The 17,523-nt window shown below is 69.1% G+C and carries 16 protein-coding genes; 7 read left to right on the forward strand and 9 right to left on the reverse strand.

Annotation, left to right across the window (positions count from 1 at the left end):
- Window positions 1–10: 10 nt before the first annotated feature.
- Window positions 11–1,756, forward strand: a complete 1,746-nt coding sequence (locus tag ADBZ9K_RS13720) for a glycerol-3-phosphate dehydrogenase/oxidase (protein ID WP_526621347.1) — start codon at window positions 11–13, stop codon at window positions 1,754–1,756.
- On the forward strand, window positions 1,753–2,616 hold the full coding sequence (locus ADBZ9K_RS13725; protein WP_526621349.1) for a pseudouridine synthase: 864 nt from the start codon (window positions 1,753–1,755) through the stop codon (window positions 2,614–2,616). Before ADBZ9K_RS13720 ends, ADBZ9K_RS13725 begins: the two co-directional genes overlap by 4 nt.
- Here the strand turns inward: ADBZ9K_RS13725 and ADBZ9K_RS13730 are convergent.
- Window positions 2,602–3,615: a helix-turn-helix domain-containing protein gene (locus ADBZ9K_RS13730; protein WP_526621350.1), complete on the reverse strand. Its 1,014-nt coding sequence runs from the start codon at window positions 3,613–3,615 to the stop codon at window positions 2,602–2,604. The genes ADBZ9K_RS13725 and ADBZ9K_RS13730 overlap by 15 nt on opposite strands.
- Before the next feature lie 71 nt (window positions 3,616–3,686).
- Here ADBZ9K_RS13730 and ADBZ9K_RS13735 point away from each other — a divergent pair, with 71 nt between their 5' ends.
- The 3 genes from ADBZ9K_RS13735 to ADBZ9K_RS13745 all read left to right on the forward strand — a co-directional run bounded on the left by ADBZ9K_RS13735 (window position 3,687) and on the right by ADBZ9K_RS13745 (window position 5,549).
- The gene (locus tag ADBZ9K_RS13735; protein ID WP_526621352.1) at window positions 3,687–4,562 is read left to right on the forward strand and encodes an alpha/beta fold hydrolase; all 876 of its coding nucleotides are present in this window, start codon (window positions 3,687–3,689) and stop codon (window positions 4,560–4,562) included.
- A complete protein-coding gene (locus ADBZ9K_RS13740; RefSeq protein WP_526621354.1) occupies window positions 4,562–4,942 on the forward strand; it encodes a DUF1330 domain-containing protein in 381 nt (126 codons plus the stop codon). The genes ADBZ9K_RS13735 and ADBZ9K_RS13740 overlap by 1 nt, the downstream gene beginning before the upstream one ends.
- Window positions 4,943–5,015: 73 nt before the next feature.
- Window positions 5,016–5,549, forward strand: coding sequence for a DUF1269 domain-containing protein (locus tag ADBZ9K_RS13745; RefSeq protein WP_526621356.1), 534 nt, complete (start codon window positions 5,016–5,018; stop codon window positions 5,547–5,549).
- On the opposite strand, the gene nei2 is transcribed toward ADBZ9K_RS13745, so the two are convergent.
- From nei2 to ADBZ9K_RS13785, 8 genes are all read right to left on the reverse strand, one after another.
- Window positions 5,518–6,276, reverse strand: coding sequence for an endonuclease VIII Nei2 (gene nei2, locus ADBZ9K_RS13750; RefSeq protein WP_526621358.1), 759 nt, complete (start codon window positions 6,274–6,276; stop codon window positions 5,518–5,520). The two genes, ADBZ9K_RS13745 and nei2, sit on opposite strands and share 32 nt — an antisense overlap.
- Before the next feature lie 30 nt (window positions 6,277–6,306).
- Window positions 6,307–7,629 carry an alpha/beta hydrolase family protein gene (locus ADBZ9K_RS13755; RefSeq protein WP_526621360.1) on the reverse strand — a complete coding sequence of 441 codons (1,323 nt, stop codon included), beginning with the start codon at window positions 7,627–7,629 and terminating at the stop codon, window positions 6,307–6,309.
- Window positions 7,630–7,897: 268 nt separating this feature from the next.
- The gene (locus ADBZ9K_RS13760) at window positions 7,898–8,065 is read right to left on the reverse strand and encodes a hypothetical protein (protein WP_526621362.1); all 168 of its coding nucleotides are present in this window, start codon (window positions 8,063–8,065) and stop codon (window positions 7,898–7,900) included.
- Between the two features lie 116 nt (window positions 8,066–8,181).
- Window positions 8,182–12,696, reverse strand: coding sequence for an ATP-dependent helicase (locus ADBZ9K_RS13765; RefSeq protein ID WP_526622635.1), 4,515 nt, complete (start codon window positions 12,694–12,696; stop codon window positions 8,182–8,184).
- Window positions 12,697–12,749: 53 nt separating this feature from the next.
- A complete protein-coding gene (locus ADBZ9K_RS13770; protein ID WP_526621364.1) occupies window positions 12,750–14,009 on the reverse strand; it encodes a cytochrome P450 in 1,260 nt (419 codons plus the stop codon).
- 13 nt (window positions 14,010–14,022) lie between these two features.
- Entirely contained in the window at window positions 14,023–15,423 is a 1,401-nt protein-coding gene (locus ADBZ9K_RS13775) for an NAD(P)/FAD-dependent oxidoreductase (RefSeq protein ID WP_526621366.1), read from the reverse strand.
- A complete protein-coding gene (locus ADBZ9K_RS13780; protein WP_526621368.1) occupies window positions 15,420–15,635 on the reverse strand; it encodes a ferredoxin in 216 nt (71 codons plus the stop codon). Before ADBZ9K_RS13780 ends, ADBZ9K_RS13775 begins: the two co-directional genes overlap by 4 nt.
- A gap of 58 nt (window positions 15,636–15,693) precedes the next feature.
- Entirely contained in the window at window positions 15,694–16,062 is a 369-nt protein-coding gene (locus ADBZ9K_RS13785; protein ID WP_526621370.1) for a hemophore-related protein, read from the reverse strand.
- 107 nt (window positions 16,063–16,169) lie between these two features.
- Here ADBZ9K_RS13785 and ADBZ9K_RS13790 point away from each other — a divergent pair, with 107 nt between their 5' ends.
- A complete protein-coding gene (locus tag ADBZ9K_RS13790; protein ID WP_526621372.1) occupies window positions 16,170–16,430 on the forward strand; it encodes a hypothetical protein in 261 nt (86 codons plus the stop codon).
- Window positions 16,430–17,521, forward strand: a complete 1,092-nt coding sequence (locus tag ADBZ9K_RS13795) for an alpha/beta fold hydrolase (protein ID WP_526622637.1) — start codon at window positions 16,430–16,432, stop codon at window positions 17,519–17,521. Before ADBZ9K_RS13790 ends, ADBZ9K_RS13795 begins: the two co-directional genes overlap by 1 nt.
- Window positions 17,522–17,523 lie beyond the last annotated feature (2 nt).

Below are 17,523 nucleotides of genomic sequence, written 5' to 3' on the forward strand. Positions count from 1 at the left end.
CCTGGGCAGCATGAGCGACCCGATCCAACGACCGGGCACCGGTCAGACCTTCCTCGGGCCAACGCAGCGCGCGCACGCCTGGGAACGGCTGGGCAGCGAACAGTTCGACGTCGTTGTCGTCGGTGGCGGTGTCGTCGGCGCGGGGTGTGCATTGGATGCGGCCACCCGCGGACTCAAGGTGGCCCTGGTCGAGGCACGCGATTTCGCCTCGGGCACCTCGAGCCGCAGTTCCAAGATGTTCCACGGCGGGCTGCGCTACCTCGAGCAGCTGGAGTTCGGCCTGGTGCGCGAGGCGCTGCACGAACGCGAGCTGTCCCTGACCACGCTGGCGCCGCATCTGGTCAAGCCGCTGCCGTTCCTGTTCCCGCTGACCAAGCGGGTCTGGGAGCGGCCGTACATCGCCGCCGGCATCTTCCTCTACGACCAGCTGGGTGGCGCGAAATCAGTTCCCCCGCAAAAGCATTTGACCAAATCTGGCGCGCTGCGGCTGGCCCCTGGGCTCAAGCGCAGCTCGCTGGTCGGCGGTATTCGCTATTACGACACCGTCGTCGACGACGCTCGCCACACCATGACCGTGGCCCGGACCGCCGCCCACTACGGCGCCGTGGTGCGCACCTCCACCCAGGTCGTGTCGCTGCTGCGGGAAGGTGACCGGGTGGTGGGGGCGTCCATTCGTGACTCCGAGGACGGCGCGGTCACCGAGGTGCGCGGTCACGTCGTGATCAACGCCACCGGGGTGTGGACCGACGAGGTCCAGGCACTGAGCAAGGAGCGCGGCCGGTTCCGGGTGCGTGCCTCCAAGGGCGTGCATATCGTCGTGCCGCGGGACCGCATCGTGTCCGAGGTGGCGATCATCCTGCGCACCGAGAAGTCGGTGCTGTTCGTGATCCCGTGGGGCACGCACTGGATCATCGGCACCACCGACACCGACTGGAACCTCGACCTCGCCCACCCCGCGGCCACCAAGGTCGACATCGACTACATCCTCAACACGGTCAACGCCGTGCTGGCCACCCCGCTCAGTCACGACGACATCGACGGGGTCTACGCCGGGCTACGGCCGCTGCTGGCCGGCGAGAGCGAAGAGACCTCGAAGCTGTCCCGCGAACACGCCGTAGCGGTGCCGTCTCCGGGACTGGTGGCCATCGCCGGCGGGAAGTACACGACCTACCGGGTGATGGCGGCCGACGCCGTCGACGCCGCGGCCGAGTACATCCCAGCCCGGGTGGCGCCGTCGATCACCGAGAAGGTGCCGCTGATGGGCGCCGACGGCTACTTTGCACTGGTCAACCAGACACAGAGCGTGGGTGCGCGCTACGGCCTGCACCCCTACCGGGTGCGCCACCTGCTGGACCGGTATGGGTCGCTGATCGACGAGGTGCTCGCGCTGGCGGTCGACCGGCCCGAGCTGCTCGAGCCGATCACCGACGCCCCGGTGTACCTCAAGGTGGAGGCCGCCTACGCCGCGGCGGCCGAGGGTGCCCTGCATCTCGAGGACATCCTGGCCCGCCGGATGAGGATCTCGATCGAGTACCCGCACCGCGGCGTCGATTGCGCCCGGGAGGTCGCCGACGTCGTCGCGCCGATCCTGGGCTGGAGCGACGCCGACTGTGCCCGCGAGGTGGCCACCTACCTGGCGCGGGTGGAAGCCGAGGTGCTCTCCCAGGCTCAGCCGGACGACGCCTCCGCGGACGCGCTGCGTGCCTCCGCGCCGGAGGCCCGCGCCGAGATCCTCGAGCCGGTGCCGCTGACGTGAGCCCACGGCGGGCCGCGCCGCTGCCGGATCGCGACGGTGTAGGGCCGGCGCGGGTGCGGTTGCGCGGCGGGGCGGTGTTGGTCGAGCTGGCCGACCGGTTCGGTGCGGCGGCTGCCGAGAAGGTGTTGGGCGGGGAGGTCGTCGACGCCGATGGCGCCGTGGTCACCGCTGCCACGGTGCTGCCGCCCGGATCCCACGTCTTCCTCTACCGGGAGCTGCCCGACGAGGTAGTCGTGCCATTCGACATTGCGGTCATCCACCGCGACGATGACATCGTGGTGGTCGACAAGCCGCACTTCCTGGCCACCATGCCGCGCGGCGGGCATGTCGCCCAGACCGCGCTGGTGCGGCTGCGCCGCGAGCTGGACCTGCCTGAGCTGTCCCCGGCGCACCGGTTGGACCGGCTGACCGCCGGGGTGCTGTTGTTCACCACGCGGCGCGAGGTTCGCGGCGCGTACCAGACCCTGTTCGCCGGCGGGCTGGTCCGCAAGACCTATGTGGCGCGTTCCTCGGCGCCGCCACGGACGGAATTCCCCGTGCTGGTCCGCAGCCGGATCATCAAGCGGCGCGGTCATTTACAGGCCATCGAGGAGCCGGGGGAGCCGAACGCCGAGACCCTGATCGAGGCCTTGGGGTCGGGCCGTTACCGGCTGTTCCCGCGGACCGGGCGTACGCATCAGTTGCGGGTGCACATGGCCTCGATGGGTCTGCCGATCGACAACGATCCGCTCTATCCCCGCATCGTCGAGGTGGCGGGCGACGACTTCTCCGCGCCGCTGCAGCTGCTGGCGCAACGGCTGGAGTTCGATGATCCGTTTACCGGTGAATGCCGATCCTTCGTCAGTTCAGCTGAGCTGTAACTGTTTACGGTAGGCGGCCGGCCCGCAGTCGAACCAGCGGTGGCAGGACCGGGTGAGCACACTCTGTTCGGCGTAGCCCAACTCGCGGGCCAAGTGCGCCAACGTGATCCGGGTGTCGCGCAGATAGCGCTCGGCAAGCTCACGGCGGACTTCATCGACGATCGCGGCGAAGGTGGTGCGATCGGTGGCCAGCCGGCGCTGCAGCGCCTTGGGGTGCAGGTTTAGCTGCTCGGCGATCAGGTCGAGGGTGACCGTGCCGCTGGGCAGCAGCTGGCGCACCAGCGTGCGCACCGAGGCGATGGTGCGCGGTTCGGCGGTGGTGATGGTGGCCAGGTATCGCATCACGGCGTCGTGGGCCAGCTTGTCGCGTCGCAGCGGGCGGGACAGCTCCGCGGTGCGGACGGTGAAGCCCATCCTGAAACTTGTTGCGCTTTCGGCGAATACCGGCCGGCAGCCGAAGTACTCCCAGTAATCCTCGACGGCGGTCAGCGGGTGGTGCGGAACGTGTACCGATAGCGGGGTGTACTGCGCGCCGAGCAGGAAGCGCAGCACCCGCAGGGTGACGCCCAGCGACAGCTCACTGCCCTGCGGGTGCGACGGCAGATCGGCGCCGAGCATCAGGTACTCGATGAAGGTGCAGTCCGGATCGCTCAGCGCGGTGGTGTGCAGGCTGATCGCCGGGCTGTAGGCAGACAGGAAGTTCTCGAAGATCCGCAGCGCGTCGGCGATTGTCGCGGTGGTGCGAGCCGCTACCCCCACTGGCCCGAGGATCTCGATGCCCTGCAGCTGGGCCAGCCGGCGTCCGAAGTCCGGGGTCTCGGTGGCCGTCGCCGCCGACTCGATGACCGTGGCCACCCGCGGCAGCGGGACGAAGACGTCGTAGCGCCCGACCACGACCGGGTCGATCCCGGCGGCGGTGAGCAGGGCGGTCGGGTCGCCACCGAGCTGGCTGACCAGCTTTGGGTAGTTCGACAGCGATGTGCCGCGCACCACTGACATGTCCTCAAATGTTAAATTTCAGTCGCGGATTGTCAAGGCCAGGCCGGTGCCGGTGGGGCACCATAGCGGGCATGACGCCGATCGAGACTCGCCGGATCACCGTCGACGGCATCACCACCTCGGTACTCGTCGGAGGCAGCGGGGTAGCGGGTGAGGCGGTGGTGTTCGTGCATGGCAACCCCGACGCCGGCGCGGACTGGATGCCGCTGATGACGCGGATCGCGCCATTCGCCACTGTTGTCGCTCCCGACCTGCCGGGCTTCGGCGCGGCTGACGCGCGGGCCGACGGCGACTACACCGTCGCCGGGTACGCGCGATTCCTCGACGGCGTGATCCGCGCGTTCGACATCGAACGGGTTCACCTGGTCGCCCACGACTTCGGCGGCCCGTTCGCGCTGACCTGGGCCGCCGACCACCCCGACCGGGTCGGCAGCGTCACCCTGCTCAACACCGGTGTGCTGCTCGGCTACCGCTGGCACCGCATGGCGCGGGTGTGGCGCACCCCGATCCTCGGTGAGTTCATGATGCGGCGGAGCACCCTGAAGGTGGCCCGGGCCGTGCTGGGGCGGGAGAACCCCGGCCTGCCCCGGGAGTGGGTGGACACCATCGCCCGTCATCTGGTGCCGGCCGAGACCAAGCGCGCCGTCCTGCGGCTCTACCGGTCGACGGAGCCCGCCAAGGTCGCGGAGCTGGCGCCGCGGCTGCGCATCCACGACCACGACGCCCTGGTGGTCTTCGGTGGGGCCGACCCCTACATCCCCGTCGAGCAGGCGCACCGCCAGGTCCAGGCCTTCCCGCGGACCGCCATCCACATCCTGCCCGGTGTCGGCCACTGGCCCTGGCTCGAGCAGACCGACCAGGTCGCCGCCCATGTGGTGCCGTTCCTTCGTCAGCGGGTCGGCACCGCACTGACCACCAATAGTCAAACCACCCAAGGAGATTCGTAATGACCAATGCTGTCGATGATCGTCCGGTCAACCTCAAGGCGCTCGCGGACCTGCCCGCCGACAGCCCGGTGGTGATGATCAACCTGTTGAAGTTCCACGCCGGCGACGGTGTGCAGCACTACCAGCAGTACGCCCGCGAGGTGCAGCCGCATCTGGACCGGGTCGGTGCGGCGGTGCGCTACGCCGGGACCACCCCGCACAACATCATCGGCGACGGTGAGCGCCCGTGGTGGGACGCCATCCTGGTCGTCGAATACCCCTCGCCGCAGGCCTTCGCCGACATGGTGCTCGACCCGGGCTACCAGAGGGTCCACGGGCACCGCGCCGCCGCGCTCGAGCAGGGTGACCTGGTGGCCACGTCGCACTGGGCGCTCGGTTGAGGGGTCCCAATGCCCTCGGCGTGGGGACCTTCGGTCCCTAGCCAGCCGGTGTGAACTGCGTCACGATTTTGGCATGGACGACGATCACGAACTGGTTCTCATTGCCGCGTACGGAGATCTCGACCGGGCCCGCACCGATTTCGGTGAACTGGAAAAGCGGATCAAGCACGGTCTGGAACTGCGGGCCGCGGCGCTGGTCACCAAGGATGCCGAGGGCCACCCGCACGTAGTGGAGGCGCAGAACCGGCACGGTCGGGTGGCGGCCGGCCTGGGTGCGGGGATGGGCATTCTCATCGGGCTCTTCCTGCCGCCGGTGGGCCTCGCGGTCGTGGTCGGCGGGGCGGCCGGCGCGCTGGTCGGCGCCTTCGCCGAGCATGAGCTGCGTACCGGCCTGCAGCACGAGGTCGGTGAGGCGCTCAAGGCTGGCACCGGCGTCGTGATCGCGCTGGTCTACCCCAACGGCCGCGGGCCGGTCGAGTCGACGCTGATCCGGGCGGCCGAGGTCAGGTCCGTTCGGGTGGATCGCGCGACCATCACCAGTCTCGACGATCTGGTCGCCGAGGAGATGTCGGGGCTCAGCGTTGGCACGAAGGACACCAGTACGTGACGCGTTCGGACTCGGCGCGCCGGATGGGCGTGCCACACCGGCGGCACGGCGCGCCGGCCCTGCCGTAGACCCAGAGTTCCTGCCCGGAGCGCCGGTTGCCGGTGGTGGTGCGGTTCGATCGGGCGCGGTTGGCCCACAACATGTCCCGCGCACGGGTCGCCACGCGCAGCGGGTCTGTCAGCGTGCTGACCGAGCTGGTGGGTAGCCGGCCGAAGAGGAAGCACAGCTCGTTGACGTAGACATTGCCTACCCCGGCCATCACCCGCTGATCGAGCAGGGCCGCGGCGATGGGCCGGTCCGGGTCGGCGAGCAGGTTCGCGGCGGCCAGCTGTGCATCCCAATCGTCGCCGAGCAGATCGGGTCCCAGGTGGGCGACCGCGTCCTGGTCGTGCTCGCGGTCGAGCACCTCCAGGATGCCCAGGTCGATGCCGAGCGCTTGAATGTCGCCGGCCTCCAGGATGATTCGGATCTTGTGGGCCTGTCGCACGGGTTTGCCCCGGCGGTCGACCCGCCAGCTGCCATCCATCTTCAAGTGCGAATGGATGCTGGCCGGCCCGACCCGGATGAAGAGGTGCTTGCCGCGGCTGAGCACCTCGTCGACGACGTGTCCGCGCAGATCCACGGTCGCGAACTGCGGAACGCGGATATCGCAGCGAGTCAGCGCCTTACCAACCAGCGCCTCGCGCAGAGTGGCGGCGGTGTGGAAGACGGTGTCGCCTTCGGGCATGGTGCCAGCCTAGAAGGGCGGGGGAACTGCTCATCGCACCTGCAAGTGATCAGTGACGAATCTGATGGACTTCTCGAACCAGTCAGGTGCGTTGCTCATCGCGCAATGGTCGTCACCGGGATAGAGCTTGAGTACCGCGTTAGGGGCGTGGGTGGCGATGTCGATCGAATCCTGGACGGCGACGAGCGTGTCGGAGTCGCCGTTGATCACCAGTAGCGGCGCAGAAATCCGCTCGTAGTACTGCTCGAGTGAGAGCGCCCGCAGCTTGCGCATCAGATCGAGGGTCCCGTCAGCCTGGGTGGCGTTGGCCAGGGTGGTCACCATGATCTCCGGTGTACCAAGGGCGCCCTGGGGTTGAAAAGTGTGATGCGCGGGTGCGCCGTTGGCGACTGCGACGCGCACCCGGGGTTCGACGGCTGCCATTCGGGTGGCCCAGTACCCCCCAAAGCTCAAGCCGAGCATGCCGATCCGCTCGGGATCCACCCGCGGATCGGCAACCAGGCGGTCTATCACGGTCCGGTAGACCTCCTCGCCGTCGGCCCGCAGGGGCTGGCGATAGGAGTAGGTGCCGGGCATCTCCATCACGAAATATCCGAGTCCGCGGGAGCGGTACGTGAGCAGCGGCAGCAGCATCTCGGCCACAGTGCCCTCGAGACCGTTGGTGATCAGCACGGTGGGAATCCCCACCGCGCCGGTCGGGAAGATGGCCGTTCCGTGCACGACATCGCCCCCGGGAACAGGGATGTCCAGGTGATGCACCTGCACCGCCATCGCGGGGGCGAGGGCCTCGACGAGGATGTCGCACAGTCGACGCGAGGTCCGATAGGCCTCGAGCCGTTCCGGGGTGTAGCCCGGCCAAGCCGCGGCGAAGGTGTAGGTGATTGCTTTGATCAGCGCATCCACGGCGACCGCAGCGTCGTCCCCGAATCCGGCACTGGTGCGGCGGAACGTCTGCACGGCATCGGGCGGGGCGATGGCCCCCCGCTCAGCCAGGATCGACACGGCGGGCGCCAAGAGTCCACCGAGAATCGCGAGGTCCACGGATTGCGGCCGGTCGAGCATCTGCTGTACCGACGGACCACCGAGGTTCGCCAGTGCCGCGTCGGCGACTGCGACGTGCTGTGCGGCGATGTGCGACCAGTAGCCGGCCCACACCCGGTCGTCGAATGAACGGCACCCGGCAAGTTGTGCGGTGAAGATCGCAGGATCTATGCCGCCCAAATGCGTGAACCGGTCCACGAACAGTGCGGGCAGGAAATATGCGGTGCCCAGCCGGGAGGCGACCCACTCGGTAGCGTGCGTTACCGCGCAGGCCGATACGAATAGTTTGCGCATGGTGCTACCGACGGACACGCGATCTGGTCCTTGCTTTGAACGCCAGCCCGCGGCTTGGGGCACGGCACCACCATAAATTCGGGAATTGCCAATGGCAACCTAGAAAGTCGGCGTCGCCGTGCCGGTACCCGGACACCGGGTCGAGAACCGCTGCGGTCTCGCAGCGGCGCACTGTCGAGGTGTTCGGTGGCGCACGTTCCCGTGGTGGGGCGGAAAAATCAGTACCCCAGCTGTTTTCGTCCTGTAGGCGGTTGTCACCGGCCGGCTCGCAGGCCCGCCGCCGAAGCTAGAACAGGCCGCCCTTGAACGCCCCGATCGAGGTCCCCTGGCTGGCTCCCGCGGCAGCGTTATTCCCGCCATGGGCTTGCGCTGACGCCGGACCGGCGAACAACAGCGAACCTGTCGTCAACACGCCAGCACCCAGGACGATGAAGGATGTCTTGCTCAGTTTCATGTCAGTACTCCTTGTCTAGGTTGGACGCGTCGAGTCTGCGCAGCTGGCCGGGCGCGTGCCGTCCTCCGGGAGGACCATGCTCGGGATGAATCGTGTGTCCGCTGATCGGCGGACAGCTACCGCAGCCGCAGGCCGCGCGGGGTGCGGGCGAAGCCGGCGTCGACCAGGGCCTCGGCGGTGATCTGCCGGTCGGGGTGAGCGGCGGCCTCCAAAACTGGTACACCGTCTAGCTTTTCGATGAGCACACCGCCGATGCGACCACTGCCGACCAGCTCAGCCAGCGCGCCGGCCGCGGCGCGCTGGGCCTCCGGGTCGGCGCTGAAGTTCAGCAGGGAGCGTCCGCCTCGCTCCAGGAACCACGCCAGCTCACCGTCGACCAGCACCACCAGTGCACCCGCCTTGCGGCCGGGCCGATGGCTGGCATCGGTATCGGCACGGGCCGGCCACGGCAGCGCGGCACCGTACGGATTGGCCGGGTCGGCGGCCGCCAGCACGACCGTGCGGTAGTCCGGGCGTTCCGAGTCCACCCCGTCGAGGTAGGTGCGCAGCCGGTCGACCGTCGAGGCGACCGCGAACTGCGCCCCGCCCAACGATTCGACGAAATAGCCGCGCTGACAACGCCCGGCGTCCTCGAACCCGGTGAGGACTTTGTACAACGTGGCGAATCCCCCCGGTACGCCCTCGGCCGCCACCGCGCCCTTGGTCAGCACGCCGTAACGGTTCAGCAGTAGTTCGGCCGCAAAATGTGCGCGGACAGTTGAATCCGGCTCCGGGACGGGCAGCGCCGACCACCGGCCGGCGACGGTCGGATCGGCGGGACGGGATTGGGCATGGGCCACCGAGTAACGGTTCAGCCGCGGCGCGCGCCGCTGCCGATGGGCGGGCGCAGCGGCGCGGCGGTTGCCCGGCCGGCGTCCGCCGGCGAGCATCGCACGCACCGGGGCGAACGTGTCACCGGTGACCCAACCGGCCCAGATCAGTTCCCACAGTGCGGTTTTGAACGCGTCCTCTGACCCGTCGGCGAGCTGGCGGAAGAAGAATGCGCCGCGCGCCTCGCCGGGCGAACCGAGGACATCGAAGATCGTCCGGTGGGTATCGGTGAACTCGATCTCTGCCGGCGGCGCTAAGGTCAGCGCGGCGGTGTCGGCGTGGTGGAACGCGATCCACCCGTCGCTGCCCGAGATCGAACCCGCCCCCGACCAGGTGACCTCGCCCGAAGCCAACAGCTCGTCGAGCATCGCTGGCTGGTAGTCGCGCACCCGCGGTCCGAACACCAGCGACTCGACCGCCGACGCCGGTACCGGCACCCCGGCGAGCTGGTCGATGACCCCGGCCAACCCATCGACGCCCGAGCTGGCGGCGCTGCCGACCTGCTGCCAGGCCGGCAGAAAACGGGCGTAGGCGGCGGTGCTGACCGGCTCGACCTGGGCGCGCAGCGCCGCCAGCGAACGGCGGCGCAGGATGCGCAGCACCTCGGCATCGCACCACTGGTCGGCATCCGTGCTCGCGACGAACTCGCCGCGAACCAGTTTGCCGTCCAATGCCATTCGGCCCAATACATCGGCGGCGACGCGTAGCCCCAAACCGAACCGGGCGGCGGCCTCGGTAGTGGTGAACGGCCCGCGGGTGCGGGCAAAGCGCCCCAGCAACTCGCCGAGCGGATCGGTGACCGCCTCGGTGAAGCTCGCAGGGACGCCGACCGGGACGGCCACCCCGACGGCGTCCCGCAGCCGCCCGATGTCCTCGATCCCCACCCACCACGACTGACCGGCGTAGGACACCGGCACCGCGCGCTTGGCCGCGTGCAGCCCGGCCAGCCAGCCGCCGACGTCGGCGGCCGTCGACCGTTGGGCGATCTCGGCCTCGGTGAGTGGGCCGAGCAGGCGCAGCAGGTCGGCCACGCCCTCGGCGTCGCGGGCCTTGCGGTCCTCGGACAGGTGCTGCAGCTGGCGGCAGGTGGCGGTGATGACGTCGGAGTCGAGCAGCTCGCGCAGTTCCACGCGGCCGAGCAGCTCGGCCAGCAGCGTGCTGTCCAGAGACAGCGCCGCGGCACGGCGCTCGGCCAGCGGGCTGTCACCCTCGTACATGAACGCCCCGACGTAGCCGAACATCAGCGACGCCGCGAACGGTGAGGGGACCTGTGTCTCGACCTCGACCAGCCGCACCCGCCGCTGGGCCACCCGTGCCATCAGGTCGGTCAGCGTCGGAACGTCATAGACATCCTGCAGGCACTCGCGGACCGCTTCCAGCACGATCGGGAAGTCCGGATATTTGCGTGCCACGTCGAGCAATTGAGCCGCCCGCTGGCGCTGGTGCCACAGCGGGGATCGCTTGCCCGGGTGACGTCTGGGCAGCAGCAACGCCCGTGCCGCGCACTCCCGGAACCGGGACGCGAACAGCGCCGAACCACCCACCTCGGTGGTCACCAGCGGCTCGATCTCGTCGGCGTCGAAGATGAACAGGTCGGCCCCGGGCGGGGCGTCCTCGGTGTCAGGCAACCGGACGACGATGCCGTCGTCGGAGGCGGTGGGTTTCTCGTCGATACCGTAGCGTTCCATCAGCCGGCGGCTGACCGCCAGCGCCAGCGGGCCGTGCACCTTCAGCCCGTACGGCGAGTGCAGGATCACCCGCCAGTCGCCCAGCTCGTCGCGGAAGCGCTCCACCACCAGCGTGGTGTCGCTGGGCACCACCGAGGTGGCGCCCCGCTGGTCGTCGAGCAGCTGCCACAGGTTGTCGGTGGCGTAGTCGGCGAAACCCAGCTCTCCACAACGCCTGTCGAAATCCTCCCGGCCGAGGCCGGCCAGCTCACCGGTGAACTTCCCGATCGCCTGGCCCAGCTCGGCCGGCCGTCCGACACCGTCGCCGCGCCAGAACGGCAGCCGCGCCGGCTGGCCAGGCGCGGGGATCACCAGCACCCGGTCGTGGGTGATCTCGGTCATCCGCCAACTCGTCGCCCCCAGTGCGATCACGTCACCGGGGCGCGACTCGTAGACCATCTCCTCGTCGAGTTCTCCGACACGGGAGGGCTTTTCGGAATCGGTAGCCAGGTACACGGTGAACATGCCGCGGTCCGGGATCGCCCCGCCGGAGGTGACCGCCAGCCGCTGCGCGCCCGGTCGGGCGGTCACGGTGCCGGTGTCACGGTCGTAGACCAGCCGCGGGCGCAGCTCGGCGAAATCGGTGGACGGGTACTTGCCGGACAGCAGGTCCAGCGTCGCCTCGAAGGCGCTGCGCGGCAGGGTCGCGAACGGGGCGCTGCGCCGGACGACGTCGAACCACTCGTCGGCGCTCACCGGCTCCAGCGCGCATGCTGCCACCGTGTGCTGAGCCAGGACATCCAGCGGGTTGGTGGGTACCCGCATGGTCTCGATCTGCCCGGCCAGCATGCGCTGCACGCTGACCGCGCAGCCGATCAGATCGGTGCGGTGCTTGGGAAACAACACCCCGCGCGAGATCTCACCGACCTGGTGGCCGGCGCGGCCGATGCGCTGCAACCCGCTGGCCACCGACGGCGGGGCCTCCACCTGGATCACCAGGTCGACCGCGCCCATGTCGATACCGAGCTCCAGGCTGGAGGTGGCCACCACCGCCTTGAGTCGCCCGGTTTTCAGGTCGTCCTCGACGGCGGCGCGCTGCTCCTTGGACACCGAACCGTGGTGGGCGCGGGCCAGGAGCGTGTCGGCCCCGTAGGTCTGGCCGCTGGCCATCACGTGGGCCGGTGGGCCGCCGGGCACCTCACGGTTGGCCGGCGCGGCCAGTTCGACACCCGAGCGTTCGGCGTGAATCTCGTTGATGCGGGCGGTGAGCCGCTCGGCGAGGCGCCGTGAGTTGGCGAACACGATGGTCGAGTTGTGCGCCTCGATCAGGTCGACCACACGGGCCTCCACGTCGGGCCAGATGGTGTTGTTCTCCAGATTGGCCATATCGGGCACCGGAACCTGCACAGTCAGCTCGAATGTCTTGGCCGACGGCGGGGCGACGATCGTGGTCGGTCGGCTACCGGATAAAAACCGCGCCACCTCCTCGGGCGGGCGCACCGTCGCCGACAGCCCGATGCGCTGGGCCGGTGTCTGCAGCAGGGCGTCGAGGCGTTCCAGCGACAGCGCCAAGTGGGCGCCGCGCTTGGTGCCCGCCACCGCGTGCACCTCGTCGACGATCACCGTCTGAACTCCGGCCAGCGTCTCGCGGGCGGCCGAGGTCAGCATCAGGAACAGCGACTCCGGGGTGGTGATCAGGATGTCGGGCGGCTTGGTGATCAGCTCGCGACGCCGCGCCGGGGGAGTGTCGCCCGAGCGGACCCCGACGCTGATCTGCGGGGCCGGGATGCCGTCGCGCTCGGCGAGCCGGGTGATGCCGGTCAGCGGCGTGCGCAGGTTGCGTTCGACATCGACGGCCAGCGCCTTGAGCGGGGAGACGTACAACACCCGGGTGCTTCGCCTGGTTTCCGGGTCCTGTGCCAGCCGGTCGATGGCCCATAGAAACGCGGCCAACGTCTTGCCGGAGCCGGTCGGGGCGATGACCAGGGTGTTGTCCCCGTCGGCGATGGCCGACCAGGCCCGCGCCTGAGCCGGGGTCGGCTCGGCGAAGGTGCCTGCGAACCAGCTCCGGGTCAGCTGACTGAACCGGGCCATCGGGTCGGCGGGACGCACGTCTCCAGAGTGCCAGGCGGCACCGACACGAGAGGTCAGTCGATCGAGGCGAAGTCCACCCACAGGTGCCGCGGCCCGCGGAACACCTGGTTGTGCCGGTACGGCGGCGGATCCACCACCAGCCGGGGGGACCGCACCCGGCGCAGGAAGATCTCCAGGGCGATGTTGATCTCCAGCCGGGCCAGCGGGCCGCCGAAGCAGGTGTGGATGCCGCTGCCGAAGCCGAGGTGCTCGTTGTCCGCCCGCAGCGGATCGAACCGGTCCGGGTGCTCGAACCGGCGTGGGTCGCGGTTGGCCGCGGCCCAGACCAGGAACACCGCGGACCCGGCCGGGATCCGCGTCCCGGCGATCTCGATGTCCGCGGTGGCCCACCGGCTCGGGAAGAACTGCACCGCCCCCTGCAGTCGCTGCACCTCCTCGATGGTGCGCGGGACCAACTCGAGGTTGTTTCCTACCAGCTCCCACGAACCCTGGTTGCGCAGCAGCGTCAGCACGCAATTGCTGATCGTGTTGACCGTCGAGTCGTGCCCGGCGACCAGCAGCAGCAGCGCATTGGACTCCGCCGCGGCCTTCGACACCGGGCCGTCGGGTCCGTCGTCGTGCAGCGCCGCCGACAGCAGGCCCGGCGCCGGTTCGCGGCTCAGCCGCTCCACGAGGTCATGGACGTAGGAACCCAATTCGGCCATGCTGGCGGCTGCCTTGGCCGCCGCGGCCCGCCCCGCGTCGGTATCGCGCTCGGGTCCCACGTCGGCACCCTGCATGAAGTCGGTCACCCAGCCATGGAACATCGGTTCGTCGGCCATCGGCGCGCCCAGCACCCGGAAGATCACCGACACCGGGATCGGGTAGGAGAAGTCCTCCACCACGTCCATGCGGGTGCCACCGCGAGCCTTCACCTTGTCCAGCAGGCTGTTCGCCAGATCCGCGACCATCCCTTGCATGCTCGGGATCAGGCCGGGGGAGTGCGGCGGGCCGAAGTGGCGCATGAACTGGCGGCGCATCCGGTCGTGGTCGGGCGGGTCGGACACCAGCATGCTCATGTCACGGGCCTGGGCGGCCTCCTCGGGCTCGAGGTGGGCCTGCTTCTCGCCGAACAGACCGGACGGGCTACGGCTGATATCGGAGCTGATCCGCGGATCATGGGACAACGCAACGGCTTCCGGATATCCGGTGACGACGTAGGTATGCTCCGAGACCTTGGCGACGGGCGTCTTGCGCAGTTCGTCGAAGTAGGGGTAAGGATTCGGGCGATTCTCAAACTTCATCGCCTCGGCCCAGGCGGTGGCGGCATCCATGATGCGAGTCTCCTTAAGCGCGCGGCCGGAACTCGGCGCTGCGGTCGGTGGGGTCATGTCCGGTGAGCACCACATCGGGGTTGCCCGCCGGCTCGCGGGGATCGGGGAACCCGGCCGGCATGACCTCGCCGTCCACCGGCCGGTCGAAACCGGGCGGCGGGGGCGGGAACGGCGCGGACTTCTCGATCAGGGATGCGTAGTAGGGCAGCCACTTGCCGTGGTTGAAGGTGACCGCGCCGACGATGCGGCCTCGCCTCCCGTAGGCGGCGGCGAAACGGCGCTGCGACGGCGAACCCTGGGTGAACACGATCTGGTCGCCGTAGGAGCACACTCCGACGCTCTTGATGTTCACCCCGAACTGCCCGGACCAGAAGGACGGCAGGGGTAGGTGTGGCACCCGGCCGACTTCGAGGTGGATCATGTTGTTGGCGGCCACCTGGGCTCCGAAAACCGCGTTGTCCCAATGCTCCTGGGACAGGAACTCATACCCATAGAGCACGTGTGGCGCCCGGGCGACGTCGCCGGCGACGAAGATGTGGTCGGTCACCACGCCGTTGATGTCGAAGGCGCGGCAGCCGGCGTCGCAGCCAACGCCCCATTGGCCGGCGGCCAGGCCCGCGCCGTCGAGCCATTCCACGTTGCGGATCGAGCCCAGCGAGGCCACCACCACGTCGACGTCGAGGATCGTGCCGTCAGAGAGATGGGCCTGACGCACGTGTCCGGTGCTGTCGCCGGACAGGCCTTCCACCGCGACGCCGGTGCGCAGGTCGACCCCGGCATCGCGCATCATGCCGGCGGCGATGTCACTGATCACCCCGCCGAGTGCTCCGCGCAACGGGCCCTTGCCCCGCTCGGCGACCGTCACCGGAAGGTCGAGATCGCGGCACACCGAAGCGATTTCGGAGCCGACGAAGCCCGATCCGACGACCAGAACCCGCTTGGGACGGGCTTTGAGTGCGGCGGCCAGGCCGGCGGCGTCCTCCACGGTGCGCACGGTGAACACCCCCTGCAGTGCGCCCTCGGCCGGGTTGGGCCAGGGCCGGGCCCGGGTACCGGTGGCGATCAGCAGCCGGTCGTATCCGACATCCTGTCCGTTGGCCAGCTTGACGATGTGGTTGAACCGGTCCAGGCCGACCGCGGCGACCCCCAGCTTCCAGTCGGCGTCGACCGGCCGCAGCCGCGGCAACTTGGTGTGGTCGGCCGGAACCCAGCCTTTGAGCACCTGCTTGGACAGCGGCGGACGGTCATAGGGCTCGTGCGGTTCGTCGCCGATGATCGTCAGCGAACCGTTGAAGCCCTTCTCCCGCAACGCCTCCGCCGCACGCAGGCCGGCCAGCGAGGCGCCCACGATGGCGATCCTGCCCTCGGCCCGGAACTTGCGGACGACCTCGTCCAACGAGTAGGTGCCGCTCATGGGAGCTGCCGATCAGACGGCGTTTCCATCTCGACGATGATGGCCTGCACGGGGCACGACGCTGCGGCGCGCAGGACCTGCTGGCGTTGTGAGTCGTCGGGATTGGGGTCGTAGGCCAAGGCCTCCTCGCCGACCAGGTGGAGGACTTCGGGCGCCAGCGGCACGCACTGGGCGTACCCCTGGCACTTGTTGAGATCGACGACCAATCGCATGAGCGCAGACACTAGCCCCGGCGTAAGCCCGACGTGACGATTTGAGTTGACGTAGGCGCTAAATAACCCCGGCTATTTCGGCCTTCAACGGAATGTTGCACCGGTTGCGCAGGTCGACGCCGGGCTGGCGGATCGCGGTGATTTCATCGCGAACCTGCGGGTTGGCCGCGAGGTAGTCCTGGGTCTGCTGGCGGGCGTCGGACTTCTTCAGCCCCTGCAGGCTGGTGAAGAAATCGTTGACATCGGGATGAGTGAACAGGTACGCCGTCAGCGAGGCAGAGACACCGGTCATCACCGCGGTGACGTCACCGGCCGTGCAACCCGGGATCGGGTCGGCGGCTGCGGTTCCCACGGTGCCGAGAAGCACCCCACCGCTGCCCAGGATCACCGCGGCGATGCGACCGATACAACGAGGTGCGGACTTCATGCGGCTCCTAGGGGGTGTCGGGTTGAGGGCAGTCTAGTCACCTCAGTCTGGCCTGGAGACGACACCGACTGGGTACGATTGCCCCAAGCCGACCCAAAGGACAGCTCATGCCACGCACACGTCAATTCCTGCTCCTGCCCGTCGTCGGGATGGGTGTCGCTGCGGCGATCCTGTCCGCTCCCGTTGCCGCCGCCGACGAGACCGCCAACCCGTCGCCGCTGCCGCAGTGTGAGACGTTCGATGGCAGCTCCGTCGTGGGCGGGCAGACCACCGAGTGCGCGACACCGGGCAACGTGCAGCTGAACTCGACGCCGCAACAGTTCCCCGGCGAGGGGTTCTACGGCTTCCCTGCCTTCGGGTTCTGGTGATCCGTCCGTTCCGTATCGCGGTATCCGAGGACGTACTCACCGACCTGCGTGACCGGCTGGCCCGCACCCGATGGCCCGAGCGGCAATGTGTCGAGGACTGGTCCCAGGGCATTCCGCTGGACTACACCCGCGAACTGGCCGCCTACTGGGCACACGGATACGACTGGCGGCGGCGCGAGGCCGCACTCAATCGATTCGATCAGTTCGTCACCGAAATCGACGGCCTGGAACTGCATTTCATCCATCAGCGCTCGGCGGACCCCGAGGCGCTGCCGCTGATCATCACGCACGGCTGGCCCGGTTCGGTGGTCGAGTTCACCAAGGTGATCGAGCCGCTGACCGCCGACTTCCACGTGGTGTGCCCGTCACTGCCCGGATACGGGTTCTCCGGCAAGCCCGCCGAAACGGGTTGGGGCGTCGAGAAGATCGCCCACGCGTGGGACACCCTGATGCAGCGGCTCGGCTACCACCGCTACGGTGCCCAGGGGGGTGACTGGGGATCGGCGGTGACCACCCAGATCGGCCGAAACGGCCGAGGGTGCGTCGGCATTCACACCAACATGCCGATCGCCCGCCCGGCCGGCGCACTGGACAACCCGACGCCCGAGGAGCAGGAGGCGCTGGCCGCCGCCGCGCACTACGACCGATGGGACTCCGGCTATTCCAAGCAGCAGTCGACGCGCCCCCAGACGCTCGGGTATGGGCTGGCCGACTCCCCGGTGGGCCAGCTCGCCTGGATCATCGAGAAGTTCTGGGCCTGGACGGACTGCGATGGCCACCCCGAGAACGCGCTCACCCGCGACGAGTTGCTCGACAACGTGATGCTGTACTGGGCGACCAACGCCGCCACGTCATCGGCCCGGCTGTACTGGGAGAGCTATTCGTCGTTCGGCGCCAAGGGCAGGGTGGAGGTGCCGACCGGGGTGGCCCGGTTCCCCAAGGAGATCATGCGGCCCCCGCGCAGTTGGTGCGAGGCCCGCTACAACGTGACGCGCTGGACGGACATGCCGCGCGGCGGGCATTTCGGCGCCTTCGAGCAGCCCGAGTTGTTCGTCGAGGACGTGCGGGCGTTCTTCGCGACGGTGCGCTGACC

Origin of the sequence: Mycobacterium sp. (genome assembly GCF_965229265.1) — a bacterium.
GTDB lineage: Bacteria > Actinomycetota > Actinomycetes > Mycobacteriales > Mycobacteriaceae > Mycobacterium.

Bases quoted from the DNA above. Each gene is read 5' to 3' on its own strand.
- ADBZ9K_RS13720 (WP_526621347.1), top strand. From the start codon at position 11: ATGAGCGACCCGATCCAACGACCGGGCACCGGTCAGACCTTCCTCGGG.
- ADBZ9K_RS13730 (WP_526621350.1), bottom strand. From the start codon at position 3,615: ATGTCAGTGGTGCGCGGCACATCGCTGTCGAACTACCCAAAGCTGGTC.
- ADBZ9K_RS13735 (WP_526621352.1), top strand. From the start codon at position 3,687: ATGACGCCGATCGAGACTCGCCGGATCACCGTCGACGGCATCACCACC.
- ADBZ9K_RS13740 (WP_526621354.1), top strand. From the start codon at position 4,562: ATGACCAATGCTGTCGATGATCGTCCGGTCAACCTCAAGGCGCTCGCG.
- ADBZ9K_RS13745 (WP_526621356.1), top strand. From the start codon at position 5,016: ATGGACGACGATCACGAACTGGTTCTCATTGCCGCGTACGGAGATCTC.
- nei2 (WP_526621358.1), bottom strand. From the start codon at position 6,276: ATGCCCGAAGGCGACACCGTCTTCCACACCGCCGCCACTCTGCGCGAG.
- ADBZ9K_RS13760 (WP_526621362.1), bottom strand. From the start codon at position 8,065: ATGAAACTGAGCAAGACATCCTTCATCGTCCTGGGTGCTGGCGTGTTG.
- ADBZ9K_RS13765 (WP_526622635.1), bottom strand. From the start codon at position 12,696: ATGGCCCGGTTCAGTCAGCTGACCCGGAGCTGGTTCGCAGGCACCTTC.
- ADBZ9K_RS13770 (WP_526621364.1), bottom strand. From the start codon at position 14,009: ATGGATGCCGCCACCGCCTGGGCCGAGGCGATGAAGTTTGAGAATCGC.
- ADBZ9K_RS13775 (WP_526621366.1), bottom strand. From the start codon at position 15,423: ATGAGCGGCACCTACTCGTTGGACGAGGTCGTCCGCAAGTTCCGGGCC.
- ADBZ9K_RS13780 (WP_526621368.1), bottom strand. From the start codon at position 15,635: ATGCGATTGGTCGTCGATCTCAACAAGTGCCAGGGGTACGCCCAGTGC.
- ADBZ9K_RS13785 (WP_526621370.1), bottom strand. From the start codon at position 16,062: ATGAAGTCCGCACCTCGTTGTATCGGTCGCATCGCCGCGGTGATCCTG.
- ADBZ9K_RS13790 (WP_526621372.1), top strand. From the start codon at position 16,170: ATGCCACGCACACGTCAATTCCTGCTCCTGCCCGTCGTCGGGATGGGT.